This window comes from Paenibacillus puerhi, assembly GCF_009846885.1.
Lineage (GTDB): Bacteria > Bacillota > Bacilli > Paenibacillales > NBRC-103111 > Paenibacillus_G > Paenibacillus_G puerhi.
Map to the genome: position 1 here is coordinate 89,082 of NZ_WUWM01000014.1, position 14,595 is coordinate 103,676.

At 58.4% G+C, this 14,595-nt stretch carries 17 protein-coding genes and 1 pseudogene; 8 read left to right on the top strand and 10 right to left on the bottom strand.

Features of this window, described 5'->3' with window-relative positions:
- Positions 1-24 precede the first annotated feature (24 nt).
- Entirely contained in the window at positions 25-342 is a 318-nt protein-coding gene (locus GSF01_RS14335) for a hypothetical protein (protein ID WP_159885120.1), read from the top strand.
- A 327-nt stretch (positions 343-669) separates the two neighbouring features.
- Here the strand turns inward: GSF01_RS14335 and GSF01_RS14340 are convergent, their stop codons facing one another.
- Positions 670-1,932, bottom strand: a complete 1,263-nt coding sequence (locus GSF01_RS14340; RefSeq protein ID WP_159885122.1) for a glycosyltransferase family 2 protein — start codon at positions 1,930-1,932, stop codon at positions 670-672.
- 177 nt (positions 1,933-2,109) lie between these two features.
- On the opposite strand from GSF01_RS14340, the gene yyaC reads away from it, so the two are divergent.
- Together yyaC and GSF01_RS14350 are read left to right on the top strand one after the other, a co-directional pair.
- Positions 2,110-2,676: a spore protease YyaC gene (yyaC, locus tag GSF01_RS14345; RefSeq protein ID WP_159885124.1), complete on the top strand. Its 567-nt coding sequence runs from the start codon at positions 2,110-2,112 to the stop codon at positions 2,674-2,676.
- A complete protein-coding gene (locus GSF01_RS14350) occupies positions 2,673-4,556 on the top strand; it encodes an ABC transporter ATP-binding protein (protein ID WP_235941502.1) in 1,884 nt (627 codons plus the stop codon). Before yyaC ends, GSF01_RS14350 begins: the two co-directional genes overlap by 4 nt.
- Before the next feature lie 598 nt (positions 4,557-5,154).
- Here the strand turns inward: GSF01_RS14350 and GSF01_RS14355 are convergent.
- Genes GSF01_RS14355 through GSF01_RS14365 form a run of 3 tightly spaced genes read right to left on the bottom strand, consistent with a single transcriptional unit; the run spans position 5,155 to position 6,423 of the window.
- Positions 5,155-5,469: a DMT family transporter gene (locus GSF01_RS14355; protein ID WP_159885126.1), complete on the bottom strand. Its 315-nt coding sequence runs from the start codon at positions 5,467-5,469 to the stop codon at positions 5,155-5,157.
- Positions 5,466-5,813 carry a DMT family transporter gene (locus tag GSF01_RS14360; protein WP_159885128.1) on the bottom strand — a complete coding sequence of 116 codons (348 nt, stop codon included), beginning with the start codon at positions 5,811-5,813 and terminating at the stop codon, positions 5,466-5,468. Before GSF01_RS14360 ends, GSF01_RS14355 begins: the two co-directional genes overlap by 4 nt.
- 22 nt (positions 5,814-5,835) lie before the next feature.
- A complete protein-coding gene (locus tag GSF01_RS14365; RefSeq protein ID WP_159885130.1) occupies positions 5,836-6,423 on the bottom strand; it encodes a TetR/AcrR family transcriptional regulator in 588 nt (195 codons plus the stop codon).
- Positions 6,424-6,688: 265 nt separating this feature from the next.
- Between GSF01_RS14365 and GSF01_RS14370 the strand changes: the two genes are divergently transcribed.
- The gene (locus GSF01_RS14370) at positions 6,689-6,982 is read left to right on the top strand and encodes a hypothetical protein (RefSeq protein ID WP_159885132.1); all 294 of its coding nucleotides are present in this window, start codon (positions 6,689-6,691) and stop codon (positions 6,980-6,982) included.
- A gap of 95 nt (positions 6,983-7,077) precedes the next feature.
- Here the strand turns inward: GSF01_RS14370 and GSF01_RS14375 are convergent, their stop codons facing one another.
- Positions 7,078-7,839: a sulfite exporter TauE/SafE family protein gene (locus tag GSF01_RS14375; RefSeq protein WP_159885134.1), complete on the bottom strand. Its 762-nt coding sequence runs from the start codon at positions 7,837-7,839 to the stop codon at positions 7,078-7,080.
- 172 nt (positions 7,840-8,011) lie between these two features.
- On the opposite strand from GSF01_RS14375, the gene GSF01_RS14380 reads away from it, so the two are divergent.
- Positions 8,012-8,710 (top strand): NAD(P)H-binding protein, encoded by a 699-nt coding sequence (locus GSF01_RS14380; protein WP_159885136.1) that lies wholly within the window; start codon positions 8,012-8,014, stop codon positions 8,708-8,710.
- Positions 8,711-8,767: 57 nt separating this feature from the next.
- On the opposite strand, the gene GSF01_RS14385 is transcribed toward GSF01_RS14380, so the two are convergent.
- The 5 genes from GSF01_RS14385 to GSF01_RS14405 form a co-directional block, all read right to left on the bottom strand.
- Positions 8,768-9,082, bottom strand: a complete 315-nt coding sequence (locus GSF01_RS14385; protein WP_159885138.1) for a dehydrogenase — start codon at positions 9,080-9,082, stop codon at positions 8,768-8,770.
- A gap of 91 nt (positions 9,083-9,173) precedes the next feature.
- On the bottom strand, positions 9,174-9,623 hold the full coding sequence (locus tag GSF01_RS14390) for a cupredoxin domain-containing protein (protein ID WP_235941516.1): 450 nt from the start codon (positions 9,621-9,623) through the stop codon (positions 9,174-9,176).
- Between the two features lie 210 nt (positions 9,624-9,833).
- A complete protein-coding gene (locus GSF01_RS14395; protein ID WP_159885142.1) occupies positions 9,834-11,129 on the bottom strand; it encodes an MFS transporter in 1,296 nt (431 codons plus the stop codon).
- Positions 11,126-11,581, bottom strand: coding sequence for a MarR family winged helix-turn-helix transcriptional regulator (locus GSF01_RS14400; protein ID WP_159885144.1), 456 nt, complete (start codon positions 11,579-11,581; stop codon positions 11,126-11,128). The genes GSF01_RS14395 and GSF01_RS14400 overlap by 4 nt, the downstream gene beginning before the upstream one ends.
- A 139-nt stretch (positions 11,582-11,720) precedes the next feature.
- Entirely contained in the window at positions 11,721-12,215 is a 495-nt protein-coding gene (locus GSF01_RS14405; RefSeq protein ID WP_159885146.1) for an HPP family protein, read from the bottom strand.
- Between the two features lie 133 nt (positions 12,216-12,348).
- Here GSF01_RS14405 and GSF01_RS14410 point away from each other — a divergent pair, with 133 nt between their 5' ends.
- From GSF01_RS14410 to GSF01_RS29670, 3 genes and pseudogenes are all read left to right on the top strand, one after another.
- Entirely contained in the window at positions 12,349-13,254 is a 906-nt protein-coding gene (locus GSF01_RS14410) for a LysR family transcriptional regulator (protein ID WP_159885148.1), read from the top strand.
- Between the two features lie 89 nt (positions 13,255-13,343).
- Positions 13,344-13,949 (top strand): annotated as a pseudogene (locus tag GSF01_RS29665) (DedA family protein); the annotation flags it as partial.
- Positions 13,929-14,507, top strand: a complete 579-nt coding sequence (locus GSF01_RS29670; RefSeq protein WP_268893712.1) for a nuclease-related domain-containing protein — start codon at positions 13,929-13,931, stop codon at positions 14,505-14,507. The pseudogene GSF01_RS29665 and the gene GSF01_RS29670, both read left to right, overlap by 21 nt.
- Positions 14,508-14,595 lie beyond the last annotated feature (88 nt).

Below are 14,595 nucleotides of genomic sequence, written 5' to 3' on the forward strand. Positions count from 1 at the left end.
ACGTTCTTGAGAGGAAGGTGCCCCATGACCGATGTCAAGCAGCATCAGATGCCGCAGCGGCATGTGATCGACAATGCCGAGAAAGCGATTCAGATTGCCAAGGATGCCGAGATGGCTGTCCGCCACGCCCAGCTGGAGTCGAACCCTCATAAGCTGGCCGCGGCGCTCGCCGAGCTCGAAGCGGCCCAGCATGCGCTGGGCAAGGCGGAGAGCCAGATGCTCGCCCAGGATCACGAGCACTACGGGCAGCAGCTCGTTCAGGTTCAGGATCAGCTGGAGCAGGCCCAGCAAAGCCTGGACGTTACGGCTTCGAATACGCAGCAACCGAAGCAAGTACGTTAATCGGCAAAAAGGCGCGTCCTCTCGGGAACGCGCCTTTTTGCCGATGGCATGGCGACAGCGGCCTGACGATGAACAAGCAGGATCGATAAGAAGGAAGCGGCCTTCTGCTCGTCAGACTGCTTAAGTCAGCTGGTGAAGCGTAAGGAGCGCGAACGTAAGCATGGCGCTGACCACGGTGTACTTGATTGCTTTTTCGGAAAAAGTCATCACAGCTCTCTCCTTTGCCTGGAAGTTTTTTGATTCTATTGTATCGCAAGCCGGAGACGCAGCGTGTTAAGCTTTCGTGAAGACAGAATCTCCCGGCTTGACGCCACAACCGAAGACTGATTAATCCACATCCCGCATCGCGCGAAGCTCCTTCAGCGAGTAAAAGGTTCCCCGCCAGTAAATCCCTCCCTGGCTTATCGTTAGCCATACCGAACGCCCTACGACATAGACAAGCAGCAGGATCGTAGCGGGCAGGGCTACGAGCTCGCGTCCGCCCTCCCCAGTGATGGAACGGATCAGCCGGATATAGACGGCGATCATCAGCAGACCGGAGGCTCCGAAGCACCAGGCCGTCCAGCCGGGAGCCCAGAGCCAGGCGAACAAGGGAAGCAGGAAGAGCAGCAGCTGACCGGCTATGCCCAGCACCGCCAGCCACAGCCGGTAGCCGAAGCCGGAGAACAGGTTTTTCTCCAGGCCGCGGATCGCCTCTCCCAGACTTGTATACCATTCAACCTCGATGTGTTCCGTCCCGGAAGCCAGCCGCTGACGCAGCCGCCGGCGCTTGACCCGCCGCCCTAGCTCGAGATCGTCATCGGGTCTCATCGCGAAGTCGCGATGGGTTCCAATCGCCTCGTAGGCTCGTCTGGTCAGCATATTGAACGCGCCGACGCCCATCCCGTGTTGGTGCTGAAGGTCGTCATTCGAGCGCCAGGGACGGATATACAGGCATAAGGTGAAGAAGAAGTATCGGACAAAGGCCGTCAGCCAAAAGCCCTTCGTCCGCATCCTGGGCGCCAGCGTCAGATGGTCGGCGCGCTCCTGCTGCATGTAGGCGACGGCATCGGACACCGTATCTGGCGAGAAGAGGACATCCGCATCGGTGAACAGCAGATATTTGCCTCTTGCCTGGACGTAGCCCTGGTAGAGCGCATGATTTTTGCCGATCCACCCCGGCGGCAGACTGGTGATATGAATAATCCGAAGGGGGACGGTGATGCCGTCCCGGCTCTCCGACCAGCTCTTAAGCTCGTCCAGCTTAAGCCCGGTGCCGTCCTGGGAGCGGTCATTGACGACGATGATCTCAATGCGCGGATACGTCTGGCCCAGCAGATGCTTGACCGTATCCGCGATAGTCGACTCTTCCTCTTTGGCTGCGATGATGACGGACACCAGCGGATACTCGAACAGGGCTTGCTTCCGGGCCAGCTCCTGCTTGCGGTCGGTCGGGTCGGCCGGAGAGCGAACCGTTGTTTGTATAGATGTAGGTGTATTACCCTTAACATGAGGGAGTGAAAACATCCAGCGCCGCGATCTCAGCGTATCGGCCAGCATAAATAACCAGTAGCCAAGTACGCCAAGCGACAGGAAGCCGATCAAGCTCATGGTGATCACCTCCAGGTATCCCCGGGTTTTGTCAGCATTATAGCATGCGCGCAATCGCTTCAACAAATGGTTGCCGAATTCGAAGGACGTACAGTATGCTACTGGTACAGGTTACAGGCCGGATCGGCCTCGTCCGCTTCGCGCGGAGAACAACCACGCAGGGGAGGGGGGTACGCGATGTGGGAAGAGACGGCTCAGCCGTTGTTTCGAAAAAAAATCAGAGCGGAGGAGCTGCCTGACTTTCTGGGGATGATCCGCGCTCAAGGTGCGCGGGTAGGCGACTTGATGTTTGTCTGCGTTGGCACGGACCGGTCGACAGGCGATGCGCTAGGGCCGCTGGTGGGATCTTTGCTGGAGGAGGCCGGCTACCGGCAGGTGATCGGTACGCTGGCGCATCCGCTCGATGCCAGCAATCTGCCGATGCGCCTTGCTGGCCTTCCGGCAGACCGGGTGGTGCTGGCCGTCGACGCTTGTCTGGGACAGCCCTCGTCGCTCGGCTACTATCAGGTGTCCAACCGTCCGCTCGCGCCGGGCAAGTCCGTAGGCCGGCAGCTTCCGCCGGTAGGAACGTATTCGATCGCTGCTATCGTGAATGTCAACCAGGGGCAGAAGTATGCGCTGCTGCAGAGCACCTCGCTCTATGTGGTCATGAATATGGCCAAGGAGATCGCCGCCGCGATCCGCAGCATCTTTCCGCCGGACTACAGCGCAGCCCGATCCGTTCAGATCGAGGAGGGGATATGATGAGGGAGCTTGGCGGCGGGGAAAGCGGACATCGGCGCCAGCCGCAAGGGAAGGCCGGCTGGAAGGATGTGCCGCTATCCCGTGTATACGGCCTGTTTCGCTCTTACCGCTGGCCGCTGGCCGCCATACTGGCGCTGGCGCTGCTGGGAGGCGTGATCGGCTTGGTGCCTCCGCTCGTGATGAAGGAAATCATCGACCATGCCTTGCCTGAGGGGAATAAGACCAGCTTGCTGGTTATGGTCGGTCTGATGGTGCTCCTGCCGCTGCTCAGCGGCTTGATCGGCGTCTGGCAAAATTATCAGAATACCAAGGTCGCCCAAGGCGTGATGAGGGACTTGCGGCAATCGCTGTTCGGCAATCTGCAGCGCCAGTCGATGGGATTTTTCACGGATGCGAAGTCGGGGGAAATTATTCAGCGGCTGACCGGAGACGTGCAGGCCGTCCAGTCGATCGTATCCACGCTCATCGTGTCTACCGTTACCCAGTCGGTCATCGTCGTTACGAGCGTCTGTATCTTATTTGCGCTCGATTGGCAGCTTGCCATTCTGGCGACGGTCATCCTGCCGATCTTCCTGCTTCCGGTCCGCCGCGTGTCGGCCGTCCGCAAGCGGCTGCGCATCGAGACGCAGCGGGTGCGCGGGGAGATGTCGGCGAAGCTCGGAGAAATTTTCGGAGTCTCGGGCGCGCTGCTAACCCGCATCTTCCAGCAGGAGCCTGCCCAGCAGCGGCAGTTCCGCCAGATGAACGAACGGGTCATGGAGCTGGAGCTGCGGCTGAATCTGGTCGGCCGCTGGTTCGGGATGGTGATCGGCGTGCTCGGTCCGCTGGGAACGGCTCTGATCTATCTGTACGGCGGCTGGAAGGTCATCGAGGGTACGATGACGATCGGCAGCATCGTCGCCTTCGCCGCCTATCTCGGCATGCTGTACGGTCCGGTAGGCACGCTGCTTAATCTGCGTGTAGAGCTTGGAACCGTGCTTGGCGTATTTCAGCGGCTGTTCGAGTACGAGGATCTGGTGCCCGAAATATCGGACCGGCCGGGCGCCCATGAGCTGGAAGCGGCGTCCGGGCATGTCGCCTATAGCCGGGTCGGCTATGCTTATCAGCCGGGACAATATGCGCTGAGAGACGTATCCTTCACGGCGCATCCGGGCGAGGTGGTGGCGATCGTCGGACCGAGCGGAGCGGGGAAATCGACGTTGATCGGCATGCTGGCCAGGCTCTACGATCCGACCGAAGGCGAGGTGAGGATCGATGGCGTCGATCTCCGGGAAGTGACTGTGGAAAGCTTGCGGCGGCAGATCGCCTTCGTTACGCAGGAATCATTCCTGTTTCACGACACGATTCGCGAGAATCTGCTGTTCGCCCGCGCGGAGGCATCCGGGGCCGAGCTGGAGGAGGCATGCAGGCAGGCCTACGTTCATGACGTCATCATCTCGTTGCCGGAGGGCTACGATACGACAGTAGGTGAGCGTGGGCATCGTCTGTCCGGCGGAGAGCGGCAGCGGCTGGCTATCGCCCGCGCGATTCTGAAGAATCCGCGGATTCTGATTCTCGACGAAGCGACGTCGCATCTGGACTCCGAGTCGGAGGCCTTCGTGCAGGCCGCGCTTGACAAGCTGATGGTAGGCAGGACGACGCTGGTGATCGCTCATCGGCTATCTACGATTTTGGCTGCTGACCGGATTATTGTGCTGGAGGATGGCCGGGTGGCCGAATCCGGACGGCATGAGGAGCTGCTGGCGGCCGATGGCCTGTACGCCCGGCTGTTCCGTACTCAATTTTCCAAGGTCGATGCCATGAGCTATCGGGATCGGCTGACGGACATGGCGGAGGTTGTCGATTCATTGTGGACAGCAGCGCGGTTAAATAAAGGCTGATCGCTAACGGACACCACAGTCGCTATTACACAAAAATGGGGCGTGTTCAAATTGTAACGGACACAGACGACCTTACTTACGTCAAAACCGCATAGAATGGGCGGAAATGCACCAAATAGCGTCATCTGAGTCCGTTAGATTTCAATATCGCGAAAATGCTGCAAATAGAGACTCTGAGGTCCGTAAATGAAAGCAGAACGTTTCAACTCAGTTACTCACAATGAATCGACAACCTCATGGCGTCCTCTTAGAAGCAGATTTGGGTTTGATAAAACATGTAACGGACATGGCCGAAATGAGCCATTATTGTACGAAAAATCGTATAAAGAGGCGCATATAGTCGCTCGAAGCTTGCGTTTTATATGAAAAATCGTACAAACATTCCCGCCTAAGGTGAAAATGAGCCATTATTGTACGAAAAATCATATAAAGAGGCGCATATAGTTGCTCGAACATGTCCGTTAACCGTAACCCCACCACCGCTCCTATGTTGCTCCATTTTTACTTACTTCAGATCGCTCTACTAGGGGCTGTCGGCCTTAATCGCAAACCAAAAAGCCTCCCGGACCACAATTAAGGTGGATGGGAGGCTTTTGCCTTAGGACACCAGCTTCAAGCCGACTGCCGCGCCCAGAATCATCGTAATAAAGAGAATGCGCAGCCTATCCCTCGGCTCACCGTACAGGACCATCCCAAGAATGGCTCCTCCTGAAGCGCCTATGCCGGTCCAGACCGCGTAGGCGGTGCCCATCGGCAGCGTCTTCATCGCAATGCTGAGCAGCAGGAAGCTTGCCCCGAAGCCCACGATAAGCAGGAGCAGCGACACCAGATTTCGGTCCTTGTTCAATTTGTTCATCATCGCAACGCCGAAAATTTCGAAGCAACCGGCGAGTATCAGTAGAACCCAGTTCATGATATTCCGCCCTCCTTCGCATCCGGCTTATCTTGGGTGACCAGCTTCAGCCCGATCACTCCGCCCAGCAGGACCGCGATCAACGCCAGCTTGATGGGCTGGAGAGGCTCTTCGAAGAAGAGCACCTCGGACAATACGGTTCCCGCTGTGCCGAGTCCCACGAATACCGCATAGACCGTGCCGACGGGAAGTAAGCTCGAAGCCCGGATCAATCCATAGAAGCTGATGACTATCGCGACGGCGGTGCCCGCCCATTCCCAGAAGCTGCTCGCGTGCTTCAATCCGCTCACCCAGCCCACTTCGAAGAGGGACGCTATCCCCACTAATATCCACTGTTTATTCATAAGGTTTCACCTTCATGCGCGATCACTCCTGATGATGGCATATTCCTTTCCAAAAAATAGACCAGACCGCGTCCAGCCTGGAGTGCCAGCCTTCTTGACGGTAGTAGTACTGCTGCAGGAACAAGCCGTCCATGACGCAGAGGAAGGAAGCGATCAATTCGTCCACGGGCTGCCGGCGAATCTCTCCCGCGTCCATGCCTTCCTTAAAGATGGTACCCAGTTCGGCGTGCAGGGCTTCCTCGGAGCCTGAAAATTGGTCGCGCAGCTGCTCCTCAAGAGCGGCCGGCGGAAACAGCATCGCCCGTTTCAGAAAGGTGACCTGCTCCTCGCCGAGCAAGTAGCTGTGCCGCGCATCCTCCAGGATGGTTCGGAGCTTCTCGGCGGCGGTCCGACCCTGCAGGCTGGCGATCAATTGCTCCATGCGGCGGTTATGCTCATCCAGGCAATCCGACAGGACGGCAAGGAATAGGTCGTCCTTGCTTTTATAGTGTGCATAGATGGATGGCGTTTTGATACCTACAGCCGCGGCGATTTCAGATAGCGGAACGCCATCGTAACCGTTACGGGTGAATAGCTGCAGCGCAGCTTCCTTGATGCGGGTTGACGTCATAAGCGGCCTCCTGCGTTTTCTCTAACTAACGATAGTTAGGTAAATGACAATGAGATGATTTTAACGGATAGCGGCTCATTTGTAAAGGGCTCTTTTCTGCCGGGACATCTTCCAGGCGACTTGTGCTTTCAGGCTTGCTAGGGAGGGTACCTGTCCGAACTTTGCAAAAAATAAACACATTTCGAGGTTCGTCCGCATATATATGGGGTATTACGTTTTAGTGCTTTGCTTTTTTATGGGGCATATGTGAAAGGAGCTTATAAGTATGCAACCTGTTCAACATCGAAATCTTAAGGATGAGAACGGCCGCATTTATTGCTGCCTGAGAAATAAAGTGGTCAAGCTTGACGAGAAGCAGAAAGGTGATTTCTGCCGGGGATGCAGCATGTTTGCCGGCGATGCCGATGGACAAGGAGTGGATTGCGTATGGGAGGATCTTCGCGCCGTGGCCGATCCTCATATTGTCCGCGACCCGGCCAAAGAGTGGATGAGCAATCAGATGAAGCATATATGGCCGCCGACGGATCACTTGTCCACCTGTATGGTTTACCCCTCATGAGGTTTGCTTCCAAGAGGATTACCGATTCAGCTTGTCGAACATGAAAAGGGAGAGGCTCGCTCCATTCCGGTGGAGGCGATCTCTCCCTTTTGCGATTAGAACAAGTCCCAGAGCTGCTTGCCGATCAGCAGGGTCGTGACGACGATAAAGAGCGGCTTTACATAGGTCGAGCCTTTGCGGATAGCAAGCTGGGAGCCGGCCAGCGCTCCGGCTATCATCGCCAGCCCCATAGGCAGGCCGTATCCGATGTGTACCGATTTCAGCAGGAAAAACGAGGCCAGGCTCGCAATATTGCTGGCAAAGTTCAATACCTTGGCGTTCGCCGAGGCGCCCACGAAGTCGTATCCCACCATCAGGAACACGAACAGCAGGAACGACCCGGTGCCGGGGCCGAAGAACCCGTCATAAAACCCGAGGACGAAGGCGGCCGCCCCGAGTGCGGTCCGGGTTGCCGGCGTCAACGGCCGCAGACGTCCTGTACCGTCCCAGTTTTTCTTGAGCAGCGTGTAGACAAGGATGACGATCAGCAGGCAGACGACAAGCGGACGAAGGAACGAAGACGGCAACAGATGCACCGTATAGGTACCCAGGGCCGAGCCGACAAAGGCCAGCGGGAATAAGGCTGCTGCTATTTTTTTATCAATCTTGCCCGAGGTCAGGAACGATAAGGCGCTCGTCAGCGACGATAAGGTGCCGCCAAGCTTGTTGGTGCCGAGAGCGACGCTGGGCGGCAGGCCGGCAAGCAGCAGCGCGGGCAGCGAGACGAGCCCGCCTCCTCCGACTACCGAGTCGATAAAAGCCGCTATAAAGCCGGCTGCCAGCAGAAACAAAAGCATATCTAAAGCGGGCCATTCCATGATGCGTTCTCCTAACTTGGAATGAGAATGAATAGAGCTTCCGTTAAGTGAATAATAGATTCAGTATAGAGAAACGGCGCCTGTTGTACAATGGAAAATAGCTGCCTGGCGAGCATTGAGACGGGTCTGCCGCGACATTTTAGAATTTCCAAGCTTAAAGGAGCGATTTTACATGGATAGACTACAGGCAGGCGTGAAGACGGCGGTCATAGCTGGAGGGACGGGACTTGTAGGCAGAGAACTGCTCCATCTGCTGCTGGAGCATCCCGATTACAAGCAGGTCACGGCTTTGGTTCGCAGCCCGCTCGGCTTGTCCCACCCGAAACTCGACGAGCGGCGTATTTCGTTCGACCGGCTGGAGGAAGAGACGGACGGGCTGCTGCTTGGAGCGGATGTCTTCTGCACGCTGGGCACGACGATCAAGAAAGCGGGGAGCCAGGAAGCGTTCCGGCTCGTCGATTATGAATACCCGCTGGCCCTCGGACGTGCCGCCAAGCGTGATGATGCGGCCGGCTTCCTGATTGTGTCCTCGATGGGGGCCGACTCCCGGTCGCGTTTTTTCTACAGCAGGGTGAAGGGAGATGTAGAGCAGGCCTTGATCGATCTGGCCTTGCCCCGGCTGGTCATCCTGCGCCCCTCCCTGCTGCTCGGGGACCGGCAGGAGAAGCGGCCGGGAGAACGTGCGGCGGCGGCTTTGTACAAGCCGCTGGGTGCCCTGATGGTCGGCCCGCTGGCCAGGTTCAGGGCGATTCACGCTCGCACGGTCGCCCAAGCGATGCTGCGCTCGGCGCAGGCGGTATCGGCGTCAGCATCGGCGGTCGAGGTATACGAGTCCGACCGGATTGCTTCGCTGGCCGCAGCCACCCGCTAGAAGCCGCAGCCTGCCCTGCATACAAGCGAGAGCGAAAAAAAGGCCGATGCCTATGCATCAGCCTCCGAACGACTCTCTGAACGCCAGGGCCACCGCCGCCTGCCCGACGCCCCAAAGGGCAGCGATATCGGCGCTCACCTGCTCGTCGAACCAGTCCGCGAGCAGTTTTCGATTGCTTCCGTTCTCCGCAATATAAGGGAGATTAGCCATCACCTTGCGGAAATAAAGCTCGTCGCCTTCGCGGATCTGTTCGGGCGTGATATACCCGCCGAGCCTCTTGCGGGCGCGGTACAGCTCGCGGCTGCAGGTGCGCCGTATTTGCCGGGCCGAGGGCAGCGGCTTCTGATGCTTCATGCGATTTCCCGGATTCATGCGGTTGCCCCACTCCTTTCCTGCATTATGCTATGCGGGAGATGGAGATGGGGTACCGCCCAGCCTGCCGATTCCTGGTTCGCTTGACGGTTTAGTCTGCGACGACCACGTATCCGATCATAGGACCGTTATGGGCCGCATCCGGGTGGGCCAGACAGATAAGCCGGTAGATCCCCGATTGATCCGCATGGAAGGTGACCACCGTTTCCTGTCCCTTCTTTACCTCGCCCTTGATGTTCAATCCCTCGATCACAAACGGATGGCTGGCTCCGTTAATTCCCCGGATAGTAAGCCGGACATGATCTCCTCTCTTGACATACACCGTTCCGGGATCCCACCGGTAGGCCTCGATTTCGCCGCCGTTCTTGTCGGTTGACTTGAATTCCCCGGTCACCATATGAAGGGTCCGTTCGACGGCTGGCGGCGCAACCGCCGCGCAAATCTTGTCCCGCTCCCAGAACAAATAAGCGGCTCCGGCGAGCAGGATAGCAGCAGCCCCCACCTTGACGGCCTTCAGCCAGCTCGGTCGGATTACTATAATTCGGGTCACGCGCATACGCCTCCTTGCAGGAAATAATAACGGTTATCCTCATGCTTATGCGGAAGCCTGTCTGAACATGCCGCCGGCTTGTACGTGCAGCACCGAATGAGCGAAGAAGGTGGAGCCGGAAGAGGCCGGGCCGAATCCCGCCTCCATGACCAAAAGCCCGGAAGCCGCACTTAGCGGACCGGGCTCTTGAAGCAGTTCGGTTTATGAGCTTGGATCAGATAGGGCTTCCCCGCGGAATCTGGCTTCCAGCAGCAGCGTAACCCCGTAGATGAGCAGGAACAGGAGCATGGTAAGCGCCGACATCCGGTACATCCAGGCGTATCCGTTCCCGGCGGCAAGCCCGCCAAGCAGCAGAGAGCCCAGGGCGATGCCCAGATCGATCGAGTTGTAGAAGGCGGCATTGGCGGAGCCGCGCCGCTCGGGGCGGACCGATTTGACCATCCATGCCTGCAGCGAGGGCTGCAGCATGCCGTAGCCGGTGCCATAGCAGAGCGCCGAGACAATCAGCCCGGTGAGTCCATGCGTATAGGATAAGCTGATGAGTCCGATCATGACGAGTACGGCCGCAGGAGGCAGCACCGCCCGGTGACCGCGCTTGTCGAACATTCGGCCTGCAAAGGGGCGAACGAGCACGACAGCTGCGGCATTGAACAGGAAAAACCAGCCGACGTTGGTCAAATTCGCTTCCTTCCCATACAGAACGAGGAAGCTGATGAGGCCGCCGTAAGTAAACGACAGCATCATGCTCAGCAGGAACGGCATCAGCATGTCCCGGCTGATGGGCAGCTTGCCGCTGCGAGCAGCCTCCTCCGCTTGGGAAGGGGCGGCTGCCGGTCGCCGCGAAGGCGACGATGCTTCCGTCTGTGCCGCTGTATCCCCGGATGCCGCAATAGCCTCCGAGCCGGCGTGTGATGGAGAACGCTTCGTGCGGATGCCAAAAACCAGAGGTACGATCAGCACGCCCAGCACGGTGGCCGCAAGTATGAGGGTGCCGAAGCCGTAAGCGTCATACAGCCACAGTCCGATCAGCGGCGCAAGGGCCATGGAGAAGCCGGATGACAGACCGAAGTACCCCATGCCCTCGCCGATGCGCTTCATCGGGATAATATCCGATACCATCGTCCCATAAGTCGTACTGGCTACGCCGAAGCCTACCCCGTAGACGAGACGGATGGCCAGAAACAGCAGGAACGTACCTGCGGCATAGAAGCTGGTCGTGGCCAGAACATACAAGGCGAGCCCGACCAGCAAAATCGCCAGCCGCGGTCCCGCCTTCAACAGACGTCCGGTAAAGAGCCGGGCGACGATAGCCGTCAACGCGAAGAGACTGATGACAAGACTGACGGCGAACTCGTTGGCGCCGAATGCCTCCGTGACATAGGAGGGAAGCACCGGGGTGATCATCTGGAGGTTCAGATAGAGCAGCATATTGCTCAGCGTCAGCAGAATGAAGCCGCGGGTCCATAACCGCGGCTTGGTAGAAGGGGAGGGGGTCATGGGCGGTCACCCTCTCCCAGCAGCAGATCCAGGCGGGCCTGAAGCCTAAGATGCATCTGACGGAACCGCTCCAGCTCGTCGCTGTCCGTGTCCCCGAAAATATCTTGAAGCGTAGCCTGCTCGAGCGGGATCAGCACCTCCAGCCGGTCGCGTCCCAGCTTCGTCAGATAGACCTGAAAGGCCCGGCGGTCCGTCGGGCTCGTCTCCTTGCGGATCAGCTCCTTGCGGAGCAGGCAATCCAGAATCCGCGCGGTTGTCGGCTGATCCTTGACCGTCCGGGCGGCGATTTCCTTCTGGCTGATCCCGTCGGTTTCATAGAGCCGGCACAGGACGGAGAACTGCTCTGTCGTTATGTCATAGTCCTTGAGACGTGAGGATAGAAGATTGACCATCTTTCGGTGCGTCTGACCGATGATAAAGCCGATGGATAAAGAGAATGGTTCTGGCTGCATAAGTCACCTCTGGCTGTATAATTAGTTGTTATGACAATTATATGCCTAACAACTAAAATTGTAAATGCCCAGCCCTGGATAACCTAAGAGAAGCCGAGGACTCATGGACGAGCGATCCCCATGCAGCCGACTTAGCCGGCTACAGCCAGCGCTGGGGGTATCGGCGGCCGCACGCCTTATGATACGCCCAGGCTGCAGCTACAATAAGCGCGGCCCCCAGAAGGGCAGGCGTCCACAGGAAGCTCCAGGCTGCCCCGCCCAGCATAACGACCAGCGGATCGGCGCCTGCGGGCGGATGCAGCGTGCCGGTCTGCTGCATCAGCACGATGGCGAGGCCTACGCCTAGTGCCGCGGACCAGGGCTGCAGGCCGGCCGTATGCAGCAGGACAAGCCCGATGACGGTGCTGAGCGCATGTCCGCCCACGACATTGCGGGGCTGAGCGAGAGGGCTGTCCGGCAAGGCGAAGACCAGAACGCAGCTAGCCCCTAGAGGAGCCATCAGCAGCGGCCAATCGGTCCAGGAGCCGAGCTGGAGGACGGCCAGCACGGCGACAAATGCGCCGGCACCCGGGCCGAGAGCGGCAAGTGTCCGTCGCAGCCGGGCGGGCATGGGATAACGGGTAATGGGGTTCATCGGTTGTACGCTCCTTTTTGAGGTCCATTTTAGAGTAGAGAACGTTCTGAAGGCATGGTATCATGAGAATGACTCATTTGAATAATGAATGTTTTCGATGATATACATCAGATAATGAAATGGGTGTTGAGCCATGCTGGATCGGTTGGAAGGACGCTTTTTTCGTACATTTATCACGGTGCTTGAGGAGGGGGGCATCGGCAGGGCTGCGGAGAAGCTGGGCTATGTGCAGTCCACCGTTACCACCCAGATCCGGGTGCTGGAAGAATCGGTCGGCCGCAAGCTGTTCGACCGGCTTCCGCGCGGAGTGGAGCCCACGGAGGCGGGCCGCAAGCTGGCGGCTTACGCTTATCGCTTTCTGGAGCTGGGAACGGAGCTTGCGGAAGGCATGGCCGGCGAGGGAGAGCCGCAGGGAATCGTCCGGCTGAGGGTGCTGGAATCCTTCGCCGCCGCCTGCCTATGGGAGCCTCTTCAAACCTTTATGGCCCGGTATGAACAGATCGAGGTTCTGATCGACAGCGGTTTTCAGACCGATACGGTCGAGGCGCTGCGCGAGCGGCGTATCGAGCTTGGACTGATTCCCGGCGACCCGGGGCAGCCGGATGTCGACTTCCTGCCCGTCTCCGAGGATGAGCTGGTATGGATCGCGTCCCCGGCTTTGGCTGCCCGGCTCGCAGGGGGCGGCTCCTCTGCTTGGGAGGGCGTACGGCTGATCGGGTTCGGGCCGCGCTGCCTGTACACGACGGAGGCGGAGGCGGCGATCGTCCGCCTCGGGGTTCCGGTCTCGCTGAGAGCGGAATTCGCTTCGCTGGAGATGATCGTAAAGGCCGTCCGGAGCGGCTGGGGCATGGCCTTCCTCCCTCTGTCCGGCGTTCGGCGGGAGCTGGCGGATGGCCGGCTGGCGGTCTGTGAGGACCTGGGACGTCAAGCCTTCAGTCATGGACTTGTCCGGTTGAGAAGGAGGGTGCCGTCCAGACCCGCCGAGCTGCTGTATGCGCATATAGCCGGATGCGGTCTGAACAAGCTTGTGATAGAATAGAATGGGCTCTTGGGATATGACATAATATTCCAAGGGCATAAGGAGTTCATAGATGAAATTGGAAGAGGAAAGGGAGAGACGGTACAATTATGAGCGAGCTGCTGCACCAATGGATTCAATCGGCGCTTTCCTTCATTGAAGGACTAGGCGTGTGGGGAATCCTGCTTGGACTTATGCTGGAGGTGATTCCAAGCGAGATTGTGCTGGCCTATGGCGGGTATCTCGTATCCCGCGGCGAAGTATCCCTTATGGGCGCGATCATATTCGGGACCATCGGGTGCTTGCTTCAGCAGTTGATCCTGTACGGTCTTGGCCGTTACGGCGGTCGTCCCGTGCTTGACAAGTTCGGCAAATATTTGCATCTAAAGAAAAAACATCTGGACACAGCGGAAAACTGGTTCAACCGTTACGGACCCGGCATGGTGTTTCTTGCCCGCTTCGTGCCGGTGCTTCGGCAGGCGATCTCCATCCCCGCGGGCATGGCCCGTATGCGGCTCACTGTGTTTTTATTCTATACGACGCTGGGGACGATTCCTTGGGCGATCCTCTTCGTCTATCTCGGGCGGTCGCTCGGCAACAATTGGGAGCAGATCGATACATTAGCAGGCCCTTATGTCAAACCGCTGCTGTACGGTGCACTGGTCTTGGCCGTGCTTTACGCGATATGGAAATGGCTGCTCCGGCGCTCCGCCCGCCGTCTTACAAAGACGGCAACGCCTCAGACGCCGCTTGACGGCCTTCATGATGGCCGAGCCCAAGCGACCAGCGGCGTCGCCCAGCAGCTCAATTACATAGGCGGAGCCTATCATGTGCTGCATGGCAGACGGGTCAAGGGCAGCGGAAGTCCCCAGGAGATCGACCATCTCGTTATCGGTCCTAACGGCGTCTTTCATATCGATGCCAACCCATGGTCGGGGGAGATCCGCTTCGAGGACCAGGCCCCGGGAGCGAACCCGCCGGAGGTCGCAGCGGCCGGCGACGGAGAGAAGGGCCGTATCGATCCGACGGCTCCCTTATACCGTTATGAGTTTGTGATCAAGGAGCTGCTGCGGCAGCATAAGGTTCGTGCGGACGTGGTCGGCATCGTCTGCTTCACGCATCCGAACAGCCGACTGATCGGCGCAAGCAAAGCATTCGCGGCACTGAAGGCGGATCAGCTGGTGCCTTATATTAAAAACTACCGCCCGACACGGACGCTAAGTCCCGCTGATGTCGCTTCGATCGAGCGCATCCTCCGCGAGAACAGCGAATAGGGCGGCTGCTAAGCGCTGGCTGCTCCTTTCGGTAACGCAGGATTGGAGCGCCAGCGTATTTTTTGGTACAATAAGCCCTAGCAAGCAG